The sequence below is a fragment of the Streptomyces saintjeani genome, from assembly GCF_055409605.1.
The window spans coordinates 3,843,795-3,865,872 of the sequence record NZ_CP189624.1; the positions used below are offsets into that span (position 1 = coordinate 3,843,795).

Annotated in this window: 15 protein-coding genes and 1 tRNA gene; 9 read left to right on the top strand and 7 right to left on the bottom strand. The window is 71.0% G+C overall.

Annotated elements, in window-relative coordinates:
* Window positions 1-62 precede the first annotated feature (62 nt).
* Window positions 63-2,645 carry an ABC transporter permease gene (locus ACQCO7_RS17300; protein WP_464072683.1) on the bottom strand — a complete coding sequence of 861 codons (2,583 nt, stop codon included), beginning with the start codon at window positions 2,643-2,645 and terminating at the stop codon, window positions 63-65.
* The gene (locus tag ACQCO7_RS17305; RefSeq protein WP_464072684.1) at window positions 2,642-3,430 is read right to left on the bottom strand and encodes an ABC transporter ATP-binding protein; all 789 of its coding nucleotides are present in this window, start codon (window positions 3,428-3,430) and stop codon (window positions 2,642-2,644) included. The genes ACQCO7_RS17300 and ACQCO7_RS17305 overlap by 4 nt, the downstream gene beginning before the upstream one ends.
* 437 nt (window positions 3,431-3,867) lie before the next feature.
* Here ACQCO7_RS17305 and ACQCO7_RS17310 point away from each other — a divergent pair, with 437 nt between their 5' ends.
* Entirely contained in the window at window positions 3,868-5,412 is a 1,545-nt protein-coding gene (locus ACQCO7_RS17310) for an MFS transporter (protein WP_464072685.1), read from the top strand.
* A gap of 11 nt (window positions 5,413-5,423) precedes the next feature.
* Here the strand turns inward: ACQCO7_RS17310 and ACQCO7_RS17315 are convergent, their stop codons facing one another.
* The 3 genes from ACQCO7_RS17315 to ACQCO7_RS17325 form a co-directional block, all read right to left on the bottom strand.
* Entirely contained in the window at window positions 5,424-6,308 is an 885-nt protein-coding gene (locus ACQCO7_RS17315; RefSeq protein ID WP_464072686.1) for a cellulose-binding protein, read from the bottom strand.
* Window positions 6,309-6,478: 170 nt separating this feature from the next.
* Window positions 6,479-9,448, bottom strand: coding sequence for an SUKH-4 family immunity protein (locus ACQCO7_RS17320; protein WP_464072687.1), 2,970 nt, complete (start codon window positions 9,446-9,448; stop codon window positions 6,479-6,481).
* 7 nt (window positions 9,449-9,455) lie between these two features.
* A complete protein-coding gene (locus ACQCO7_RS17325) occupies window positions 9,456-10,436 on the bottom strand; it encodes an SMI1/KNR4 family protein (protein ID WP_464072688.1) in 981 nt (326 codons plus the stop codon).
* 325 nt (window positions 10,437-10,761) lie between these two features.
* On the opposite strand from ACQCO7_RS17325, the gene ACQCO7_RS17330 reads away from it, so the two are divergent.
* Window positions 10,762-11,394, top strand: coding sequence for a YwqJ-related putative deaminase (locus ACQCO7_RS17330; RefSeq protein ID WP_464072689.1), 633 nt, complete (start codon window positions 10,762-10,764; stop codon window positions 11,392-11,394).
* A 222-nt stretch (window positions 11,395-11,616) separates the two neighbouring features.
* Window positions 11,617-12,120 carry an SUKH-3 domain-containing protein gene (locus tag ACQCO7_RS17335; RefSeq protein ID WP_464072690.1) on the top strand — a complete coding sequence of 168 codons (504 nt, stop codon included), beginning with the start codon at window positions 11,617-11,619 and terminating at the stop codon, window positions 12,118-12,120.
* A 215-nt stretch (window positions 12,121-12,335) separates the two neighbouring features.
* On the opposite strand, the gene ACQCO7_RS17340 is transcribed toward ACQCO7_RS17335, so the two are convergent.
* A complete protein-coding gene (locus tag ACQCO7_RS17340) occupies window positions 12,336-13,640 on the bottom strand; it encodes a sensor histidine kinase (protein WP_464072691.1) in 1,305 nt (434 codons plus the stop codon).
* Window positions 13,641-13,800: 160 nt separating this feature from the next.
* Here ACQCO7_RS17340 and ACQCO7_RS17345 point away from each other — a divergent pair.
* The 6 genes from ACQCO7_RS17345 to ACQCO7_RS17370 all read left to right on the top strand — a co-directional run bounded on the left by ACQCO7_RS17345 (window position 13,801) and on the right by ACQCO7_RS17370 (window position 18,790).
* Window positions 13,801-13,872: transfer RNA gene (locus ACQCO7_RS17345), tRNA-Gln, on the top strand.
* Between the two features lie 130 nt (window positions 13,873-14,002).
* On the top strand, window positions 14,003-15,448 hold the full coding sequence (gene glmU, locus ACQCO7_RS17350) for a bifunctional UDP-N-acetylglucosamine diphosphorylase/glucosamine-1-phosphate N-acetyltransferase GlmU (protein ID WP_464072692.1): 1,446 nt from the start codon (window positions 14,003-14,005) through the stop codon (window positions 15,446-15,448).
* 130 nt (window positions 15,449-15,578) lie between these two features.
* Window positions 15,579-16,559, top strand: a complete 981-nt coding sequence (locus ACQCO7_RS17355; protein WP_464072693.1) for a ribose-phosphate diphosphokinase — start codon at window positions 15,579-15,581, stop codon at window positions 16,557-16,559.
* A gap of 204 nt (window positions 16,560-16,763) precedes the next feature.
* A complete protein-coding gene (locus ACQCO7_RS17360; protein WP_464072694.1) occupies window positions 16,764-17,348 on the top strand; it encodes a 50S ribosomal protein L25/general stress protein Ctc in 585 nt (194 codons plus the stop codon).
* Between the two features lie 81 nt (window positions 17,349-17,429).
* The gene (gene pth / locus ACQCO7_RS17365) at window positions 17,430-18,029 is read left to right on the top strand and encodes an aminoacyl-tRNA hydrolase (protein WP_464072695.1); all 600 of its coding nucleotides are present in this window, start codon (window positions 17,430-17,432) and stop codon (window positions 18,027-18,029) included.
* A 245-nt stretch (window positions 18,030-18,274) separates the two neighbouring features.
* On the top strand, window positions 18,275-18,790 hold the full coding sequence (locus tag ACQCO7_RS17370; RefSeq protein WP_464072696.1) for a hypothetical protein: 516 nt from the start codon (window positions 18,275-18,277) through the stop codon (window positions 18,788-18,790).
* A gap of 347 nt (window positions 18,791-19,137) precedes the next feature.
* On the opposite strand, the gene ppc is transcribed toward ACQCO7_RS17370, so the two are convergent.
* Window positions 19,138-21,897, bottom strand: a complete 2,760-nt coding sequence (gene ppc / locus ACQCO7_RS17375; RefSeq protein WP_464072697.1) for a phosphoenolpyruvate carboxylase — start codon at window positions 21,895-21,897, stop codon at window positions 19,138-19,140.
* Between the last annotated feature and the right edge of the window lie 181 nt (window positions 21,898-22,078).

Consider the following 22,078-nt stretch of genomic DNA (forward strand, 5'->3'; position numbering starts at 1 on the left):
TCGGCACCGGGTCTTCCCCCGCAACCCCCGTATGCGGTGGTCCAGTTCCCCCCCTTCTCGGATCAGTCCGTGGCGATCGCGTTGAGGACGTTCATCCGGCCCGCCCGGAACGCCGGGATCAGTGCGGCGAAGAGGCCGACGAACGCCGAGCCGATGAAGACGCCGATGATGGTGGGCCAGGGGATGTCGAGGACGCCGAGACCCTGAAGTGCCAGGAGTTTCTGGGCAGTTGCGCCCCAGCCCATGCCCAGCCCGAGGCCGAGGAGGGCACCGAAGAGGGCGATCACGACCGATTCCATGCGGATCATGCGGCGGAGTTGGCGCCGGGAGAGGCCGATGGCCCGCATGAGGCCGATCTCGCGAGTGCGCTCCACCACCGACAGCGCCAGGGTGTTCACGACACCGAGGACGGCGACGATGATCGCGAGGGCCAGCAACCCGTAGATGAGGTTGAGGAGTTGGCCGATCTGGTCCTTCAACGCCTGCTTGTAGTCGGTCTGGTCGCGGACCTTGTACTGCGGATAGTCGCGCATGGACGACTTGAGCGCGGTGTACGCGGTGTCCTGCTGCCCCTTCTCCGCCGTGGCGAAGAGGATCGTGTCGAGGGGCATCTTGTCGGCCGGCACGTACTTCGCCATGGTCGTGATGGCCGTGTACATGGCCCCGGAGTCGATGGCGACGTCGCTCTTGGTGATGGCGCGGACGGTGAGGGACGCCGTACGCCCGTCCTTGAAGGCGATCTTCAGCGAGGAGCCCAGCCGGATGCCGTGGTCCTTGGCGAAGTCCTCGTGGACGGACATGGAGTCCGGCTTGTACGCGTCCTTGAGGTTGCCCTGGACGGTCTGGACCCGCAGGTCATCGGGGTACGTCGGGTCGGCCGCGGTGATGGCCGTGTCCTTGGAGACCTTACCGTCGGGGGTGGTGAAGTCGGCCTCGGTCCACTTGTACTCGGTGACCCGCTTCAGCCCCGGCGTCTTCTTGACGGTCGCGACGGCCTGCGGGGTGAGGAGCTGGCCGGTCTCGGACTGGATGATGAAGTCGGTGCCGACGGTCTTGTCGAGCTCCGAGGTCGCGGAGGCCACCATGGAGGAGCTGACGACGGAGAGGCAGGCGACCAGCGCGAGCCCGATCATCAGGGCGGCGCCCGTAGCCCCCGTACGCCTGGGGTTGCGCAGCGCGTTGCGTTCGGCCATGCGCCCCACGGGACCGAAGGCCCGCAGGAGTACTACCCCCAGTACCCGTACGATCCCACCCGCGAGCAGCGGTCCGACGATGACAAAACCCAGGAGGGACAGGACGATGCCGAGCCCCAGCCAGAGCGCGCCCTCGCCCGCCTTGTCGGCAGTACCTGAGAGGTAGAGCGCTACCCCTCCGGAGCCAGTCAGCAGCAGCCCGATCAGGGCCCGTACCCATCCGGCACGTCCGTCCGCAGGGGTACCCGCGTCCCGCAGCGCGGCCATCGGCGAGACCTTGCCCGCGCGGCGGGCCGGGAGGTACGCCGCCAGTACGGTGACGACGACGCCGAGGACGATCCCGATCACGGGGGTGGTCCAGGCGACGGTCAGGTCGTCGGTCGAGAGGTTCATGCCGGACGAACTCATGAGCTTCATCAGGCCGACCGCGATCCCGACCCCGGCCCCCACGCCCAGGATCGACCCGACGACCCCGAGGAGCAGCGCCTCGACCAGCACCGACCGGTTGACCTGCTTACGTGAGGACCCGATGGCCCGCATGAGCCCGATCTCCCGGGTGCGCTGCGCGACCAGCATCGAGAACGTGTTGATGATGAGGAAGATGCCGACGAGGAAGGCGATCCCGGCGAAGCCGAGCATGGCGTACTTGAGTACGTCCATGAGGGAGCCGACCTGCTCGCGGTTGGCGTCGGCGGTCTCCTTGGCGGTCTGCACCTTGAACTCACCGGCGCCGAGCGCCGAGTTGACGCCCTGCTTCACCTGCTCGTCACTGAACCCGGCCGCCGCCGTGACGTTGACGTTCGTGAAGACACCGGTCCGGCCGACCAGCGCCTCCTGTGCGGTCTTCGTGTCGAAGTAGAAGATCGCCGCACCGGGGTTGGTGACCTGGAAGGCGACGACACCGGAGATCTTCGCCTTGTGCGTGCCGAGGGCGCTGATGACGCCGATCTCGTCACCGAGCTTCAAGTGGTGCTTGTCGACGGTGTCTTCGTCGACCATCACCTGGTCGGCACCCTTGGCCACCGCACCCGAGGTGATCTTCATGGTGCGGGCGTCGTTGCTGTTCCAGCTGCCGACGATCGTCGGTCCGCCGCCGTTCGGCGAGAGGTTGTCCTTGTCGGCGTCGACGACGGTCACGGAGGTCGAGAACACCGTGCCCTCCGCCGACTTGACGCCCTTCGCCTTGCGGACGATGTCGACGACCGACGCCGGCATGACCGGCGGCTTGCCGTTGTCGGACTTCGTCTCGCCGGTGTCGGAGGCGCCCTTGGGGCTCACCGTCACGTCGGAGGACGTCGCCGCGAACAGCTTGTCGAAGGTGGTGGACATGGTGTCCGTGAACACCAGCGTCCCGCAGACGAACGCGACCGACAGCAGCACGGCTATCGCCGAGAGCGCCATCCGCCCTTTGTGCGCGAAGAAGTTGCGCATCGAGGTCTTCACGACGGTCATGACGTACGCCCCCGCGCGTCGAAGTCCTTCATGCGGTCGAGGACGGTGTCGGCGGTCGGGCGGATCATCTCGTCGACGATCCGTCCGTCGGCGAGGTACAGCACGCGGTCCGCGTACGACGCGGCTACGGGATCGTGCGTCACCATCACGATGGTCTGGCCGAGTTCGTCGACGGACCGGCGCAGGAAGCCCAACACCTCAGCTCCCGCACGGGAGTCGAGGTTCCCGGTCGGCTCGTCGCCGAAGATGATCTCGGGCCGGGCGGCCAACGCCCTTGCCACGGCGACGCGTTGCTGCTGGCCGCCGGAGAGCTGGCCCGGCCGGTGCTTGAGCCGTCCGGCGAGCCCGACGGTCTCGACGACCTGCGCCAGCCACGCCTTGTCCGGCTTGCGGCCCGCGATGTCCATCGGCAGCGTGATGTTCTCCAACGCGTTGAGCGTGGGAAGCAGGTTGAACGCCTGGAAGATGAACCCGATGCGGTCGCGCCGGAGTTGGGTGAGCTTCTTGTCCTTCAGCCCGGTGATCTCGGTGTCGTCGAGGTAGATCTGTCCCGAGCTGACGGTGTCGAGCCCGGCGAGGCAGTGCATCAGCGTGGACTTCCCGGACCCCGAGGGACCCATGATCGCGGTGAACTCCCCCCGCACGATGTCCACGTCGACATGGTCGAGCGCGACGACGCGGGTCTCCCCCGAGCCGTACGCCTTCACGACCTGCCGCCCCCGCGCGGCGACGGCCGTACGCCCTCCGGAACCCCCGTGCCGGGGAATGGTCACGGCCGATGTCATGGCAAGTCTCCTATGTCGGTCATCAATTGATACGCGGGTGCCCGTCGCGTTCTTCGTCTGTTGCGGCGGTCCGCGCCGGCCGGCCCTGATCGGTACTGGCCCTGAGCGGTACGACGTTGAGTCTGTCCCCCGGGAGGGGTACGGCACATTGGGGCCGGACCCCGTCTTCCCGGGGGGTTAACCCCACCCCCCGACGAGGGGGGTACCCGGTGATCCGGTCGCCCCCGTCGACGTAAAGCCAGATTAAGGACCGGCCCCGCGCCCTCTCGTCCTCCGTCGGGACGAACCCTCCCCGAGACGTAGTACGGAGGTACCCCTAGGGGACATCCACCGACGGGTGGAGACGTTTCCGGGGCCATCTCCACCCTCCCGCTCCACCCAGGCTGCACCCTGCCGCGACGGGAGGGTCAAGTGAGAAGCTGTGCGACGGCGGATAGATGCAAGGGGCACGCGACTGTGGAGGACCTGTGACGGGGAGTGTTCGGCCGGTCATACCTGCGACGGAGGGTCGTAGTACCCCCGACCGACGGGGCGCGGTGGTCGCCGCGCTCATGCTGTCGATGGCGCTGGCCGCGCTGGACTCCACGATCGTCTCCACCGCCGTCCCCCAGATCGTCGGGGACCTCGGCGGGTTCTCGGTCTTCTCGTGGCTCTTCTCCGGCTACCTGCTCGCGGTGACCGTCACGCTCCCGGTGTACGGGAAGCTGTCCGACACGTTCGGCCGCAAGCCGGTCCTCGTCGTCGGCGCGGCCGTGTTCCTGCTGGGTTCCCTGCTGTGCGCGTGCGCCTGGAACATGGGCGCGCTGATCGCGTTCCGCGTCGTGCAGGGCCTCGGCGGCGGGGCCCTCCAGGGGACGGTCCAGACACTCGCCGCCGACCTGTACCCACTGGAGCAACGCCCCAAGATCCAGGCGAAGTTGTCCACAGTGTGGGCGGTGTCGGCGGTCGCGGGTCCCGCAGTGGGCGGGCTGCTCGCGGCGTACGCCGACTGGCGGTGGATCTTCCTCGTCAACATCCCTGTCGGAGCGGTGGCGTTGTGGCTGATCGTCCGTCATCTTCATGAACCCGCACGGGAGTCGGCACCCCGAGCCCGCGTCGACTGGGCGGGCGCCCTCGCCGTATTCGCCTGCGGAGGCGTCCTGTTGACCGCGCTCGTCCAGGGCGGCGTCGCCTGGGACTGGCTCTCGGCGCCCTCGCTCGGCCTGTTCGGCGCCGGGCTCGCGCTCGTCGCCGTCGTCGTCACCGTGGAACGCCGCGCCGCCGAACCGATCATCCCCGGCTGGGTGTGGCGCCGCCGCCCCATCGCGTCGGTCAACCTGGCCCTGGGCGCACTGGGGTTGCTGATGGTGGCGCCGACGGTCTTCCTCCCGACGTACGCGCAATCCGTCCTCGGCCTGGGCCCGGTGGCCGCCGGCTTCGTCCTCTCGGTCTGGACCCTGAGCTGGCCCATCTCGGCGGCGCTCAGCCAACACGTCTACCGCCGCATAGGTTTCCGCGACACGGCGCTCCTGGGCATAGCCCTGGCGGCCCTGATCCTCGTGGCGTTCCCGCTCCTCCCCTACCCCGGCTCCCCCTGGCAACCCACGCTCCTGATGCTGGCGTTGGGCGCGGCCCTGGGCCTCTTCCAACTCCCCCTGATCGTCGGCGTCCAGTCAACGGTCACCTGGGGCGAACGAGGCACAGCCACCGCCTCGATCCTCTTCTGCCGCCAGACCGGCCAGACGATCGGCGCCTCCCTCTTCGGCGCGATAGCCAACGGCGTCCTCGCAACCCGCCTCGGCGGAGGCGGCGACCTCGACTCGGTCACCCGCTCCTGGGGCCCGTCCGGCACCCCCGACCACATCCGCCACGCGGTCGCGGACGCGGTGCACGCGGTGTACATCGGGGCGGCGGTGGCGGCGGTGATCGCGTTCCTGGCACTGCTGCTGATCGCTCCGCGCCGGTTTCCGGTGATCGAGAGCGACGGGAGTACTACCGCCTGACTACCTGAGAGCTACTCCACCGCCCGCCCCGTCAACGCGCTCAGGCTGGTGCGGACGTAGTCCATGTGGGCCCGTACGTCGTCCCAGCGTTCGCCGTGTTCCCTCAGGACCCGTTCCGTTTCGCGGGCGATGCGGTCGGACTGGTGGTGGGCCTCCGTCAGGAGCGCATCAGCGTGGTCGCGGGCTCGGCTGTTGAGGTGGCTGGCGGATTTTTCGGCCTCCGTGTAGGCGTCTCGGGCCTCCGCGAGGGTGGTTTCCGCTCGGGCCAGCAGGTGGGAGTAGTGGGTGTCGAGGGTGCTTGCCCGGTGGGCCGCTTCTCTCTCGATCGCCTCCATGCGCTGGTCGCGGGTCTGGTCCTGGCGGGTCAGGAGGGCTTCTGTGCGGCGGCGTACCTCGCGTAGTCCTTCCAGGGCTTCCGCTCGGTCCTGCTTCACTTCGCGTCTCGCCGTCACGCGGATCTCGTCCGCTTCGGTGCGCGCTCGGGCGACTCGTCGCCGTCCCCACTCCTCCGCTTCCGCCAGCGTGCGGCGGGCCTCCGATTCCGCTTTCTCGCGGATGGCCGCGGCTTGCTCGTCGGCTCGGGCCGACTGTTCGCGTGCCTCGTGGCGGGCGCGTTCGCGGAGGGCTTCCGCCTCGTGCTGGGCGAGGCGGAAGAGGTGGTGGGCGGCCTCGCCCAGGGTCTCGTAGCTCTGGGGAGTGAGGTGGGTGACGGTCTCGCGGAGGTGGGTCGCCTCCGACTCCGCCCTCTTGGCCTGGACCGTCAGGCGTGCCGCGCGGTCCCATGCCGCGTCGCGGGCCGCGCACAGGGCCGCGATGTACGCCTCCACCTGTGCGGGGCGATACCCGCGCCCACGTACCGTTCCGAACCCGTACGGCGACACCGACGCGCTGCCCATGCTGGAAACTCCTCACGAGATCCGAACGGTTTTGCGCATATCTTGACGGTTCGGATCAAAAGGTGCGTAACGTGACACTCCGTGAGGGGGTTACGGGGCTCGGGACAGAAAAAGTCCGCAACCGGTTGCTACCGGTTGCGGACTCTTCCGGAGAGACCGTCAGGGACGCGTCACAGCAGGCCGTCCCACATCTGCTCCAGCAGCACCGACCACCAGCTGTCCGGCGAGCCCAGCGCCGCTGGGTCCAGCGAGGCGAGCTGCGCCTGGAAGTCGACGGTCCAGCGGCCCGCCTGCTCCGGGTTCAGCCCGTACCGCAGCCGCCACATCCGCCCCAACAGGGCGAGGCAGCGCGTGAATTCGGGCAGCCCCGAGTTCACGAACTGCGGCGCGACCGGGGCGCCGCCGGGACCCGCCTCGACGGGTACGGCGACGATGTTGGCGGTCCCGTACTGCACGCAGATCGCCTTGCCGAAGTCGCTGCCCATCACGAGGTACGAGCCGGCGTCCGCCGAGGGCTGCACGCCGCGTTCCTGCGCGAGTTCCGCCAGCGTCGGGACCGGGCGGCCCGGCTGGGCCTGCGCCCAGAAGAACGGGCCCATGTCCAGCGGGAGTCCGGCCGCGACCAGCATGTGCGCGACGACCGGCGGCACCCCCTGCCTCGCCACCGCCGCCTGCTCGAACCGGAACACACCCGGGCCGAACGCGGCGGCCAGCTCCTGGCCGATCGCCTCCGGCGGTACGGCGGGTGCCTGCTGCACCGGCGGCAACGGGGCGCGCACCGGGGCGGGCCTCGCCGGGCCGTCCGCGACCTGGTGCAACTCGCCCTGGTGCGCGAGAAGTTGCTGCATGCCCTGCTGACGGCTCGCGTGGTCCGTGCCGTACGGGGCGATGCTCGTGATCCGCGCCTGGGGCCACTGCTCCCGGATCATCCGCGCGCAGTACGCGCCCGGCAGCTCGCACGACTCCAACTCCGTGTGCAGCTCCAGGACTTGGCCCGGGGGGACGTTCATCCCGCGCAGCTCGTGGAAGATCTGCCACTCCGGGTGCGGGGTGCCGGGCGCGGAACGCCGGATGAGCTGCTGCTCGGAGCCGTCCTGGGCGCGGTAGCGCAGGACGGCCTGGTAGCCGGGGCCCACGGTCGGCTGGCCCGCCGGGTTGGGGTACCCGTACGCCGCTGGGGGCATGCCCTGGGGTACTACCGGAGGGGGAGGCGGGGTGTGGGCGCCGGGAGGGGGACCCGGGACGCCGGGTGCACCGGGTACGCCCGGGAACGGTGCCGTGGGCGCACCGGCGACACCGGGAGCGCCGGGGGGCGTGCCGGGTGCGTTCGGCGGTGCGCCGGGGATGCCGGGGGCGCCCGGTGGGGGCGGGGGCATGCCGGGGCCGCCGGGCGGGGGCGCGGCCAGCATCGTCGCGGCGTGGTGTACGGCACCCGGGGTGCCCGGGGTACCGGGAGCGCCGGGGGCCTGCGGGACGCCGGGAGCACCGGGGGCGCCCGGCGGAGGCGGCGGCATGGCGCCGGGCGCCTGTCCGGCACCGGGGTGACCAGCGCCGGGGGGCATCACCGGAGGGGTACCCGGAGCCGCCGGTGCGCCTCCCGGTCCGCCGGGTGCTCCCGGCACGTCGCCCTCAAGGGCGGACACCAACTGAGTAGGTACGTACGCGGCGGCGGCACCCGCCGGCCCGGCTCCGGGAGCGGCGCCCCCTGGCCGACCCGGTACTCCGGGCGCACCCGGCGGAGGTGGAGGCGCGCCCGCGCCACCCCTCCCCCGGCGCGGAGGCGGCGCCGCACGGCTGGTCGCGGCGTCGGCGATGTCCCCGGCGTGGGGAGCGAGTCCCCGGCCGGGTGACGCGGGTTCCTGCGAAGTCCCGTTCTGAGCAGCGGGGTTACCCGGACCGACACCCTGGCCTCCGGCGGTACCACCGGAATGGGGCGCGCCCGCACCCGGAACTCCGCCTGGGCCGGCGAAGTCGGGGGCACCAGCGCCTTGCCCCCCGCCAGGACCACCGAAGTTGGGAGCACCAGCCCCCTGACCCCCACCAGGAGCAGGCGAGTTGGGGGCACCGGCACCCGGAACCCCACCGGGGGCACCGAAGTCGGGAGCACCACCCCCCTGCCGCCCAGCACCGCCAGGAACCCCGCCCGGAGCCGGTGAGTTGGGACCGCCAGGTCCCGGAACCCCGCCCGGACCGGCCGAGTTGGCCCCGCCCGGACCGCCCGCCGTCTGGGGATACCCGTACGACGTCCCCGCCGCCTCACCCCCCGGCGCACCCAACGCGGGCGCAACAGCCGTAGGCGGCAGCTGACTTCCCCCGGACATCAACGCGGTCGGCGCATCCGCACCGACCCCGGACCCCCGCCCCCGGTCCCCGTCGCTCAACGGCGGAGCGAACACGGTCGCGGGCAGCGGAACGGACCGGTCCTCGCCACCGTCCCCGTTCGTATCGGTCCCGGCCCAGGGAGTGGCCCCGGCAGGAACAGCGGGAGCCCCAGCGGGAGTCGACGCCCCGGGCCCACCCGGCACCCCGGCACCCGCCCCGAAACTCCCCGCCCCAACACCCGCACCAGCGCCCGGAGTTGCCCCAGCACCCACACCCGGCGCCCCGACACCCGCTCCAGGAACCGCCCCCGAGGAAGCCGCACCCGCACCGGAACCAGCACCCGAGGTCACCCCACCCCCCGCACCGGAACCCGCCCCCGGCGTCCCGGCACCGGCCCCCGAGCCCGGCGCCCCAACACCCGCCCCATCCCCCCGCTCCCCGATCCCCAACTTGTCCGCCGCATCCTGCAACCACTCCGGCGGCGTCAACAGGAACGACGTCTGGTTCAGATCCACCCGGGCCGCCGCAGCCGGCACCGCATCCGCGACCGCCCCCGCCTCCCCCCCGTACCGCTCCTCGTACCGGCGGACGACCTCACCGACCGGCAGGGCGGGCCACAGCGTGGCCTCCCCGCTGTCGCGGGCGATGACGAGCCGCTGCGCGCCCCCGTCCCCGCGAGGCCCCTCCGCCCGGTCCTCCGCCCACACCACGAACCCGAGGCCGAACTCCCGTACCCGCACCTCGCGATGCTGGTACACGGGCACGTCCCCGTTGACCCACTCCTCCGCACGCTCCTGCGCCTGCGCGAACGTCACCATGTGCGGATCACTCCCCAGCAACCGGAACGACGCGGGCGAAGCCGCCGTCCACCATCAGGTTGGCCACCGTCTCCAACTCCGGTGGATCACCGGCGAGTCGGGACAGGAACGCGTCGAAGTCGTCGCCGCAGGGCACCAGGAGGCGTTCGACGCGCTCGGCCGGCGGCCAGGTGGGATCGGCGTCGCGGACGTCGTCGTACGCGCAGAACCAGACCGAACCGAGGCGCTCGCCCTTCGCCTTGACGGCGACGAGGCCGCCCTGGACGAAGCCGACGCCCAGGTAGTCCTTGGTGAGGTGGTCGCGCAGGCACTTGTTGACGTACACGAGGTCGTTGACGGCGGCCTCGTCGCGGACCGTGAAGAACGGCTGGTCGACGAGGAGCCCCAACTCGGCGTCGAGCGCGGCCCCGACGGGTGCGCAGCCGCCCGCCGCCTTCAGGAAGGAGCGGTACGCGCCGGGCAGCCGGTAGCCGAGGTCCTCCTCAACTCCCTGCACCTGCGCTTCCGTTACCGCCACACCCGACTTCGGCAGCCGGAAGTGGGCGGGGCGGGTCTCCTGGAGCGGCCGGGTGCCCCGTTTCGCGTGGTCGACGCGGGCCGTCGAGACACCGCCGTGATGGCGCAGCAGCGCCTTGACGTCCACGGGTATCAGTTCAAGGCGGCGCGTCCCGGCGACGTGGTGCCAGGTCCAGCCGTGCGGGGTCGCGACCTGCGAGACCGTGTCCCACAGCTCGTGCCCGGCGGCGGACTGCGCGGCGTTCGCCGACACGTAGTCCGTGAGGCGTAGTTCGTCGACGCCGAACCCCTCCGGGGGGTCCGCGATCTCCGCCACCGCCCGCGCGTACGGCGAGAAGTCGGGGTAGCCGCGCTCGTCGACCCGTACACCTCTGGGGTGACGGCCCGCCCGGACCGGGTCCGGAAAGTGCACGACCTGCCCGGCGTATGCCGCGTTCGGCGGCGCGGTCTGCCCGAGCCGACCTGTCGTCATGGCGGTTGCCCCCTGCGGCGCTCTGTACGGGACCCGCCGGCGGTTCCGCTTCCCGGCACCGCTGCGACACTCCCCGTATCCGACTGTCTCCACCGCTTCCCGGCACACGTCCGTCGCGCACCCACGGTGCCGACAGCCTATGCGGTACGGCCGGACGGGTCACCGGCCCTCCACTTCGTCCCCCTTGAGTACGGTGACCTGCCGTCACCCTCTGGTGACAGCCCGACCCGTCCCTGGCGTGTCGCCACGCCCCAGCTTCCGCACAGGCCACGCCATTTGGCACCCTGTGTCCTCCGGGGGGATGCCCGGGGAGGGAAAGACGATCATGAACGCGACGCAGACAGGGCCGCACGGCACGGACCGCACCGCGGGCGACACCGTTCACGGAACGTCACCCGGCGTCCACAGAACACCCCACACGTCACCCGTACCACCACACAGAACGGACGGCGACCAGGCGCACGGAAACAGCGGAAACAACGGAGCCGGCGGCGACCCCCGCATCGGCTGGTCCGCCGACGCCCCCCACACCCCCGCCCTCCGCCACCGCCGCGACGGCATACTGCCCACCGTCGCCGCCGCGCTCTCCGTCCGCGGCGCCACCCTCACCGGTACCGCCGCCCGCGGCGACCAGCCGCCCCCGCTGCACCACCTCGTCCAGGACTTCCTCGACACGCTCCCCAGCGACCGCCGCGACCGCTTCACCGGCCGCTGCGCCGAGGCGCTCCTCATCTCCCGGCACATCGCCGCCGCCGACACGGCCCGCAGCCGCCGGGCGGCACGCAAGCCGATGACCAACGGCGAGGCCCGCAAGGCCCTCAAGCAGGCCAAGCTCACCACCCGCCACATCCGCGAGGACGGCGACCCCCTGCACGGCACGTTCGCACCCCCGTGCCGCGCCTGCACCGCCCTCACCGCCCACTTCGGCATCCGGGTCGTCGAGACGTCCGAGGACTAGACGCGTACGGGAGGGAGACGGGGGCAGCCGTAAGGAACGCGGGGACGGGAACCGCGTACGGCACCGGCGTGGAAGCCGCGTACGACGGGGTGACGGGAGCCCCGTACGACGCCGGTCCCCGCGACCCCCACGTACCCCATCAGAACCACCCACCCCCAAAACGCGTCAACAACACCGGAAGCACCCCGCACCACCGCCTTGACCTCGACGAACGAACGGCAGATGCACCACACCGACCGCACCTCGACCACCCGCTTCCCCGTACCCGTGGACGCCGCGCTCCGAGCCGCCGGCTGGGTACCCGGGCGCTGGGACATCAAACAAGCCGAGTTCTGGGCGGACACCCTCCGCGACCACGTCTCCCCGGCGGGCCACCGGCACGCGGTCTTCCCCGCGGCGGTGGAGGCATGGGCGGAATTCGGCAGCCTCCGCATCACCCCCACGGGCCCGGGCCGCCAGATCGCCCCCGCGACCTTCCACGTGGACCCCCTGCACGGCCTCCACCAGCCCCGGACCCTCGCGGACCTGGGCAGAGCCCTGGCCACGGACCTCTCCCCCCTGGGCGCCGACCCGGAAACCCAGACCCTCCTGGCCATCGACACCGCAGGCGGCATCTACGCCCTGGACCACACGGGCGACTGGTACCTGGCCCCCACGATCGACCAGGCCCTGTCCACCCTGATATCGGGCACGACCCCGACCCGCCTGACAACAGCAGCCCCCTGAGCAGACAATCCCGCACGGCGGGACAGCCAGAAACGACGGGAAGCGAACCGAAAACCCGCACGGCGGGACAGCCGCGAACGGCGGGGAGCGGGGTGCGGGGGTGCGGCGCAGCCCGTTGCTTACCCAGTCGGCCGCGGGCTTCCCTGGAAAGGAACGGTCATCGTCCCCGCAACGGGCTCGCCGCACCCCCGCACCCCCGACCCACCCACCACCCCTCAGCGCCCCGCCGGAATCACCGCGGACACCCGAAACCCCCCCGCCTCCGTCGGCCCCGAGACGAACACCCCGCCCAGCGCCACCACCCGCTCCTTCATGCCGACCAGCCCGTTCCCCCCGGAGGGCAGCCGCGCCGAGGACGCCGCCTCCGGGGGCGGCCCGTTCTCGACCTGCATCGCGATCTCCTCGTCGCGATGGGCGAGACGGACGTACGTCTTCGCGCCGGCCGCGTGCTTGTGGACGTTGGTCAACGCCTCCTGGACCACGCGGAACGCGGTCTGCTCGATCACCGCGAGGTACGACCGCGCCTCCCCCTCGACGGACAGGTCCACGACCATCCCCGCGGCGGCGGACTGCCCGACCAGCTCCTCGACGTCCGCGAGGCAGGGCCCCTCCCCCTCCACGACGGCCCGGGACGCGGCGGCAGCGGCGGCGGCCCCGACCGCGGCGAGCGGCAGCCCCCCGGAGGGGGACGTCCTGCGCTCACCCCCGCTCCGCAGCACCCCGAGCATCTCCCGCAGCTCGGTCAACGCCTGCCGCCCCATGTCCCCCACAAGCGCCGCGTTGCGCACGGCCTTCTCGGGATCCTTGCGGGCGACGGCCTGCAACGCGGCGGCATGGACGACCATCAGGCTCACCCGGTGCGCGACCACGTCGTGCATCTCCCGGGCGATCCGCGTCCGCTCCTCCCCCCGGGCCCACTCGGCCCGCTCCTCGGCCCGCTCGGCGAGCAGCTGAAGCTCCCGCTCAAGGCTGTCGGCCCGCTCGCGGAGGGACTCCATGAGCCGCCGCCGGGCCCCGATGTACAGCCCGAGGAGGACGGGCGGCGCGGTCACCCCGAGGGCGGTCCCGATGGAGGCGAAGAGAACGAACCAGTTCCCGGCCAGGACGTCCCCGGGCGACAGCCCCTGCTTCAGCCGGACGAACGTGACGACGAGCATCCCGACGAACGACATCCCCGCGAGGGACCCGATGATCCGCCGGGGCAGCTCGGTCGCGGCGAGGGTGTACAGCCCGACGGTCCCGAGCAGGAACCCCATCTGCGCCGGCGTGATGGCGATGGAGACCAGCACGACGGCGATGGGCCACTTCCGCCGGACGACGAGGACGCTCCCGGCGACCACCCCGAACACCATCCCCGCCCACACGGGAATCCCGGCGTCACGGGCGAACGGCCACCCCTCCGCCGCACACTCGACGACGGACGCGGCCCCGACCCCCAGATCGAGCACGGCACTACGCCACCGCCCCCACCACCACGGCCCGGCCCGCCCCGCAACCGCCTCTTCCCCCGTCCTGGTCATACGTCCACCCTACGGGCGCCCCTACCCCGTTTTCCGGAAACTTTCCACGACAGGGCCTCGCCCCACCGCACTTGTACCGTCGCACGGAGGCGGTCGGGTACGGCATAGTAGGAAGCGCCACTCGGCCACCCGGCCATTTGTCCGGTTCGGTCGTAAATATTCCCCTGTGGTGTAATTGGCAGCACCGTGGCTTTTGGTGCCATTTGTCCGGGTTCGAGTCCTGGCGGGGGAGCAAGAACAGAGCGAGGGAACACGTACGGGCCCCGGCTGACATCTCAGCCGGGGCCCGCTCTCATGTCCCCCCGGAAACGCCCCGGTATCCTTCGGGTGTCCCCACCCACACACAGCCGAAGGGCAACCCCGTGAGCGCCATCCGCCCGGCAGCCGTCGTCGTTCTCGCAGCGGGTGAGGGCACCCGTATGAAGTCGGCCACACCGAAGGTCCTGCACGAGTTGTGCGGCCGGACCCTGGTGGGCCATGTGCTCGCCGCGGCGAGGGAGTTGACCCCGGAGCACCTCGTCGCCGTGGTCGGCCACGCGCGCGAGCAGGTGACGGCCCACCTCGCGGAGACCGACAGCGCCGTCCGCACGGCCGTCCAGGAGCGGCAGAACGGCACGGGTCACGCCGTACGCATGGCGCTGGAGGAGCTCGGCGGGACCGTCGGCGGCACGGTGATCGTCGTCTGCGGTGACACCCCCCTGCTGACCGGTACGACGCTGACGGCGCTCGCCGCCACCCACCACACCGACGGCAACGCGGTGACGGTGCTCACGGCGGAGGTGCCGGACGCGACCGGGTACGGGCGGATCGTGCGGGACGCGGGCGGCGCCGTGACGGCGATCGTCGAGCACAAGGACGCGAGCGACGGGCAGCGGGCGATCCGGGAGATCAACTCCGGGGTGTTCGCGTTCGACGGGCACCTCCTCGCGGACGCGCTGAAGAAGGTCCGTACGGACAACAGCCAGGGCGAGGAGTACCTGACGGACGTCCTCGGCATCCTGCGCGAGGCCGGTCACCGCGTCGGCGCCTCGGTCGCGGACGACCACCGCGAGATCGCCGGCATCAACAACCGCGTCCAGCTCGCGCAGGCCCGCCGCATCCTCAACGACCGCCTCCTCACGCAGGCCATGCTGGACGGCGTCACGGTCATCGACCCGGCGACGACGTGGGTCGACGTGACGGTGACGTTCGGTCAGGACGCCGTCGTCCACCCGGGCACCCAGCTCCAGGGGACGACGCACATCGGCGCGGGCGCGGAGGTCGGCCCGAACACCCGGCTCACCGACACCCGGGTCGGCGCGGAGGCCCGCGTCGACAACACCGTCGCCCTCTCCTCGACGATCGGCGAGAACGCGAGCGTCGGCCCGTACGCGTACCTGCGCCCCGGCACCCGGCTGGGCGCGAAGGGCAAGATCGGTACGTACGTCGAGACGAAGAACGCGACGATCGGCGAGGGGACGAAGGTCCCGCACCTGTCGTACGTCGGTGACGCGACGATCGGTGATTTCAGCAACATCGGCGCCGCGAGCGTGTTCGTGAACTACGACGGCGAGAGCAAGCACCACACGACCGTGGGCTCGCACTGCAAGACGGGTTCGGACAACATGTTTGTGGCACCCGTCACGGTCGGGGACGGCGCGTACACCGCCGCCGGGTCCGTGATCACGAAGGACGTACCGCCCGGTTCGCTGGCCGTGGCCCGTGGCCAGCAGCGGAATATCGAGGGCTGGGTGGCCCGCAAGCGTCCGGGAAGCGCGGCGGCGAAGGCGGCCGAGGCGGCGTCCCGGCAAGGCGAAGGCGAAAGCTGACCGAAAACGGCTGCGCCGAACAGGGCGTACCGTGATAAGTGCACACCCGCACCCACCAGCTGAGACGCTTCCCCACGCCCAGTTGTGAAACGGCGTCGCGCGGCTGAGACACCTCTGAGGAGACAGTGCTGTGACCGGGAACAAGACGACCGGCGAGAAGAAGATGATGTTCTTCTCCGGCCGCGCCCACCCCGAGCTTGCCGAGGAGGTCGCCCACCAGCTGGGGGTCGGGGTCGTTCCGACGAAGGCCTTCGACTTCGCGAACGGCGAGATCTACGTCCGCTACGAGGAGTCCGCGCGCGGCGCCGACTGCTTCGTGATCCAGAGCCACACGGCTCCGATCAACCAGTGGATCATGGAACAGCTGATCATGATCGACGCGCTGAAGCGGGCCTCGGCCCGGTCGATCACCGTGATCGTGCCGTTCTACGGCTACGCCCGCCAGGACAAGAAGCACCGTGGCCGTGAGCCGATCTCGGCCCGCCTGATCGCGGACCTGATGAAGACGGCCGGCGCGGACCGGATCCTGACGGTCGATCTGCACACCGACCAGATCCAGGGCTTCTTCGACGGCCCCGTCGACCATCTCTTCGCGCTGCCGCTCCTCGCGGACTACGTGGGCGCGAAGGTCGACCGGAACAAGCTGACGGTCGTCTCGCCGGACGCGGGGCGCGTACGCGTCGCCGACCGGTGGTGCGACCGGCTCGGGGCGCCGCTGGCGATCGTCCACAAGCGGCGGGACAAGGACGTCGCGAACCAGGTGACCGTCCACGAGGTCGTGGGTGAGGTCAAGGGCCGCGTCTGTGTCCTCGTCGACGACATGATCGACACGGGCGGCACGATCTGCGCCGCCGCGGACGCGCTGTTCGCGCACGGTGCGGAGGACGTCATCGTGACGGCGACGCACGGTGTGCTGTCCGGGCCCGCCGCCGACCGGCTCAAGAACTCCCGGGTGAGCGAGTTCGTGTTCACGAACACGCTGCCGACGCCGGGGGAGCTGGCCGTCGACCTCGACAAGCTGACGGTGCTCTCGATCGCGCCGACCATCGCGAGCGCGGTGCGTGAGGTGTTCGAGGACGGTTCGGTGACGAGCCTCTTCGACGAGCAGTGAGGTTTCTGCAACCGGTTGTGAGCGGTTGCTGATCGTTTTGGGGACGGCCTCCCTCGCCGGGTAGACTGCACAAGTTGCTCGGCGAGGGAGGCCGTCCCGTTTCGGCGGGACCGGTGGTCCGTTATCGACGCGCTCTTCGTAGCAGGCCGTTGTACATGGCCGGGTGACCCGACCGTCTACTACCTGTACGAGGAGTTGATCCCCATGTCCGAGGTCAAGCTCGCCGCCGAGACCCGCAGCGACTTCGGTAAGGGTGCTGCCCGCAGCATCCGCCGCGAGAACAAGGTTCCGGTCGTTCTCTACGGCCACGGCACCGAGCCGAAGCACCTCACCCTCCCGGGCCACGAGCTGCTTCTCGCGCTCCGCACGCCGAACGTCCTGATCTCCCTGGACATCGACGGCGGCAAGGGCACCGAGCTCGCCATCCCGAAGGCCGTCCAGCGCCACGCCATCAAGGGCTTCCTCGTCCACGTCGACCTCCTCCTCGTCACGCGCGGCGAGAAGGTCAACGTCGAGATCCCCGTGCACACCGAGGGTGAGCTCGCCTCCGGCGGCAACCTGCTGGAGCACGTCCTCAACGCGCTGCCCGTCGAGGCCGAGGCGACCCACATCCCCTCCGAGGTCACCGTCTCCATCGAGGGCCTCCAGGCCGGCGACGCGATCCTCGCGAAGGACATCGCGCTCCCCACCGGGACGACCCTGTCCGTCGACGGCGACACCGTCGTCCTCCAGGTCCTCGCCGCGCAGGCGGAAGAGGCCGCGGCGGGCGACGAGGCCGCTGAGGCCTGAGCCTTCACCGGCTAAGCTCCACAGCCGCCGTTCCCTTTTAGGGGGCGGCGGCTGTCGGCATGTATCTAGGAGACTTCCCCCATGACCACCCCCTCCTCCACCGACCCCTGGCTGATCGTCGGCCTCGGCAACCCCGGTCCCGAGTACGCGATGAACCGCCACAACATCGGGTTCATGGTGGCCGATCTGCTGGCCGAGCGGATGGGGGGCCGCTTCAAGCGGGCGGGCAAGGCGCAGGCGCAGGTCCTCGAAGGCCGCCTCGGCGCACCCGGTCCCGCGAGCCGCCGGGCGGTCCTGGCCAAGCCGATGTCGTTCATGAACCTCTCCGGCGGCCCGGTCAACGCCCTGCGCGACTTCTACAAGATCCCCCTGTCGAACATCGTCGCCATCCACGACGAACTGGACATCGACTACGGCACGCTGCGCCTGAAACTCGGCGGCGGCGACAACGGCCACAACGGCCTCAAGTCGATGACGAAGTCGATGGGCGCGGACTACCACCGGGTCCGCTGCGGGATCGGGCGCCCTCCGGGCCGTATGCAGGTCGCCGACTTCGTCCTGAAGGACTTCTCCTCCACGGAACGCAAGGAACTGGACTGGTTCGTGGACCGGGCGGCGGACGCGGTGGAGGCGCTGGTGACGGAGGGGTTGGAGAGGGCGCAGCAGTCGTACAACTCGTGAGGCGCGGGCGAGCTGCGGACGGGTGCGAGTGCGTTGTGGTGCCGCACAGTTGTCCGCGTACCGCGCGAGCCGGCCCCCTGTGCCTCGCCGCCTTCGCCGCCCGCCGGACAGCCGCGCTCCATCGAGCGTGCCGGGCCCGATCGGGCGGCCTCACGGTCGTACGCCCCCGTCGGCGCGGTACCTCCTCCGGCCGTCGCCCACCCCTCCTGACCAGCCAACGTTGACGGACCGCGTCGGCATGGCCAATGATCCCCGCCATGCCAGCCTCCCGTCGTCGCCGGGCGGCCAGGTCTCGTCGTTCGTCGTCCGCCGCGCTGCGGGTCGGGCGGGTGGTGTCGATGGGGATGGTCGCTCTTCTGATCCTGATCGCGGGTGTCTGGGCGTCCTGGGGGACGGCGCAGCACGTGATGCTGCCGGGGGGACGGGAGAAGGGGACCGTCGTGGTGACGCGGTGCGGGGAGGAGGCGTGTACGGGTCCGTTCACGCCGGGGTCCACGGGGGCGACCGCGCGCAAGACGATGACCATCGCCGAGCCCATCGCCGTGGAGGTCGGCCGGACGTACTCCGTCGTCGTGAAGCCGGACTCCGACGAGGCGGTCCGCTCGGGCCCCGCCGGGATCCTGTACGCCTGGGTGCCGTTCGGGGGTGCGCTGCTGCTCGCGTCGATCATCGTCGCCGGCGGCCTGCGCAAGGCACGGCTCGCGTGGGTGATGGCGGGGTCGGGGGTCGCGTTGGTGACGGCGGCTTTCCTCGCGGTGTGAGCTTCCGACGCGTACGAGGCTGAGGACACCCGAACCACACCGCACCCGCTTGGACAACGCCGCAGCGCTTCCGCTCGACGCCCGACGTCGCACCGCCCCCTGCGCTGAACACCCCACGCCACAGTGCGGCCCCTCCCATCAACACCCCGACACCCGACGTCACACCACAGCTCGCCCGGGCAACGCCGCAGCACCTCCGCTCAACACCCCGACACCCGACGCCCCGCTGCGGCCCCTCCCATCAACACCCCCGGCCCACACCACACCCCCTTCCGATCACCGCCCCGGCCCCCAAGCACGCCGAAGGGCGCCCCAGTTACCCAAGGCGCCCCTCGACTCCCCGTCCGTCAGCCCGTGTTGCGCAAGCCCGCCGCCACGCCGTTCACCGTGAGCAGCAGTGCCCGCGACAGCACCGGGTCCGGCTTCTCGCCCGCCGCAGCCGCGTCCCGCTGGCGCTTCAGGAGTGTCACCTGGAGGTACGAGATCGGGTCGAGGTAGGCGTCCCGGATGGAGAACGTCTGCCTCAACACGGGCTGTGCGTCGAGGAGTTCGCTCTCGCCGGTGATCTTCAGGACCTCGGCGACGGTCAGCTCGTGCTCGGCCTTGATTCGGTCGAAGACGTGCTTCAGCTCGTCCGGCACGAGCGTGTCGACGTAGTGCGCGGCGATGCGCAGGTCCGTCTTTGCGAGGGTCATCTCGACGTTGGAGATGAAGTTGCGGAAGAAGTGCCACTGCCCGTGCATCTCGTCGAGGACGCCCTCTCCTCCCAATGTTGCAGTGAGCCCCGCCTCGCGCAGGGCCTTGAGGCCGGAGCCGACGCCGTACCAGCCGGGGACGATCTGCCGGGACTGGGTCCAGCCGAAGACCCAGGGGATGGCGCGCAGTCCGTCGAGCGAGACGCCCGAGCCGGGGCGGCGGGAGGGCCGCGAGCCCAGGTGCAGGTCGGCGAGCTGGTCGACCGGTGTGGAGGCGAGGAAGTACGTCGGCAGGTCGGGGTCCTCGACGAGTTCGCGGTAGGAGGCGTGCGCGGCGTCGGAGACGACGTCCATGGCGGCGTCCCACCGCGCGAGGGCCTCGTCGGACTGCCGGGGCGCGGTGTGCAGGGCGGACGCCTGAAGTGTCGCGGCGACCGTCAGTTCCAGGTTCTCCCGGGCCAGCGAGGGGATCAGGTACTTGTCCGAGATCACCTCACCCTGCTCGGTGACCTTGATCTCCCCCTCCAGGGTCCCCCAGGGCTGCGCGAGGATCGCGTCGTGGGAGGGGCCGCCCCCGCGCCCGACGGTGCCACCGCGCCCGTGGAAGAGCCGGAGCCGTACCCCGTACCGGTGGGCTACATCGCGCAGCCGGCGCTGGGCCCGGTGGATCTCCCACTGGGACGTCGTGATACCCCCGAACTTCGAGGAGTCGGAGTACCCCAGCATGACCTCCTGCACATCCCCCCGGAGAGCTACGAGCCGCCGGTACGACGGGTCGGACAGCATCTCCTCAAGGATGGTGTCGGCGGCCTTCAGCTCGTCGGTGGTCTCCAGCAGCGGCACGATGCCGATCTTGGCCCACCCGGCGTGCAGGTCGATGAGCCCCGCCTCACGCGCCAGGACAGCGGCGGCGAAGACGTCGTCCGCCCCCTGGCACATCGAGATGATGTACGACTCGATGACCTCGGGCCCGAACACCTCCAGCGCCCGCTTGACCGTGAGGAAGACCCCGAGCGTCTTCTCCCCGGCCGCGTCGACGGGAGCCGGCGTACCGGCCAGCGGCCGACGCGAGCGCAGCTCCTTCGCGAGCAGCTTCGTCCGGTACTCGCGCGGCATGTCGGTGTACCGCCACGACTCCTCGCCGAGCCGGTCGAAGAGCTGGCCGAGTGCGTGATGGTGGGCGTCGGCGTGCTCGCGGACGTCCATGGTGGCGAGCTGGAGACCGAACGCGGCCAGCGTGCGGATCGTCCGGTTCATGCGGCCGTCGGCGAAGAGCCCGCCCCGGTGCCGGCGCAGGGACTCCTGGATCAGCGTGAGGTCGGTGATCAGCTCGCTGGTGCCGAGGTAGTCCCGGCCCTCGGCGTGCGGGATGCCCTTGGCGAGGCGGGTCTTGGTGTTCTCCAGCTTCTGCCGGATGCAGGTGGCCTTGAGCCGGTAGGGCTCCTCGGCGTTGAGCCGCTTGTAGCGGGGGCTGATCTCGGGGAGCCGTTCGAGGTCGAGCGCGAGGGAGTCCAGTAGCTCTTGGGTGGCACCGGTGTAGCGGATGGAGTTGGACAGGAACCCGCGCAGTTCGTCGATGGTCTCCAGCGCGTCGTTGATGCCGTGCTCGTGCTGGAGGATGAGGACGTCCCAGGTCACCTGGGGGGTGACGTTCGGGTTGCCGTCGCGGTCGCCGCCGATCCAGGTACCGAAGGTGAGGGGCCGGGTCTCCTCCGGAAGGACCACGCCCACCCGCTCCAGCTCGGCGGTCAGGTCCTCCAGGACGTCACCGACCGCGTTCGCGTGCAGCTCGTCCAGGTAGTAGATCGCGTTGCGGGCTTCATCGGCCGGCTCGGGGCGTACCACCCGCAGTTCATCGGTCTGCCACACGAGGTCGATGTTCTCGGCGAGACGGGTGTCGTAGCGGCGCCGGTCGGACTCGATGACCGGGGTCTCCAGGAGGGCCGCGATGCGCCGGAGCTTGTTCAGGACCGAGCGGCGGGCCGCCTCGGTGGGGTGCGCCGTGAAGACGGGCCGGACGTTCAGGTTCCGTACGCTCTCGCGGACGTGGTCCGGGTCGGCGTCCTTGAGGCGGTCGGCCGTCCGCGCGAGCAGTCCGCCCTCGGCGGCACGGCGGGCGCGCAGCTCACGGCCCCGGTGCACCTGCTCGGTGACGTTCGCCAGATGGAAGTACGTGGAGAAGGCGCGCACCAGCTTGGCGGCGGTCTCCAGTTCGATGCCGCGCAGCAGCCTGGCTGCGGCCTCGCCGTCCTCCCGGGTGAGGCGGCGGACCTTCTCGACGAGGTCGAGGAGTTCGGGACCTTCCTGCCGTACGAGGGTCTCGCCCAGGAGGTCGCCCAGCCTGCGGATGTCTGCGCGCAGTTCGGCGGAGGTGGTCTCCTGGGCAACAGTCTGGTCGTCGGCACTGCTCACAGGTGCGGCTCCTTGCAGTGGTGAAGCTCATCTGGAGGAAACCCCGAGGTCAGGCGGGTACGCGGCTGACTTTCGCATACAGGCCGGACATCAGGGAAGAAAACAGAGCGGACCGCGCTGTCCGACCGAGTCCAAGGATAGGTGTCCAGCGGCACGCGCAGGCTGTCGGGCTCTTGCCGCA

Coding starts and splice junctions, on each gene's coding strand:
- ACQCO7_RS17300 (WP_464072683.1), bottom strand. CDS start 2,645: ATGACCGTCGTGAAGACCTCGATGCGCAACTTCTTCGCGCACAAAGGG.
- ACQCO7_RS17305 (WP_464072684.1), bottom strand. CDS start 3,430: ATGACATCGGCCGTGACCATTCCCCGGCACGGGGGTTCCGGAGGGCGT.
- ACQCO7_RS17310 (WP_464072685.1), top strand. CDS start 3,868: ATGCAAGGGGCACGCGACTGTGGAGGACCTGTGACGGGGAGTGTTCGG.
- ACQCO7_RS17315 (WP_464072686.1), bottom strand. CDS start 6,308: ATGGGCAGCGCGTCGGTGTCGCCGTACGGGTTCGGAACGGTACGTGGG.
- ACQCO7_RS17320 (WP_464072687.1), bottom strand. CDS start 9,448: ATGGTGACGTTCGCGCAGGCGCAGGAGCGTGCGGAGGAGTGGGTCAAC.
- ACQCO7_RS17325 (WP_464072688.1), bottom strand. CDS start 10,436: ATGACGACAGGTCGGCTCGGGCAGACCGCGCCGCCGAACGCGGCATAC.
- ACQCO7_RS17330 (WP_464072689.1), top strand. CDS start 10,762: ATGAACGCGACGCAGACAGGGCCGCACGGCACGGACCGCACCGCGGGC.
- ACQCO7_RS17335 (WP_464072690.1), top strand. CDS start 11,617: ATGCACCACACCGACCGCACCTCGACCACCCGCTTCCCCGTACCCGTG.
- ACQCO7_RS17340 (WP_464072691.1), bottom strand. CDS start 13,640: ATGACCAGGACGGGGGAAGAGGCGGTTGCGGGGCGGGCCGGGCCGTGG.
- ACQCO7_RS17360 (WP_464072694.1), top strand. CDS start 16,764: ATGTCCGAGGTCAAGCTCGCCGCCGAGACCCGCAGCGACTTCGGTAAG.
- pth (WP_464072695.1), top strand. CDS start 17,430: ATGACCACCCCCTCCTCCACCGACCCCTGGCTGATCGTCGGCCTCGGC.
- ACQCO7_RS17370 (WP_464072696.1), top strand. CDS start 18,275: ATGATCCCCGCCATGCCAGCCTCCCGTCGTCGCCGGGCGGCCAGGTCT.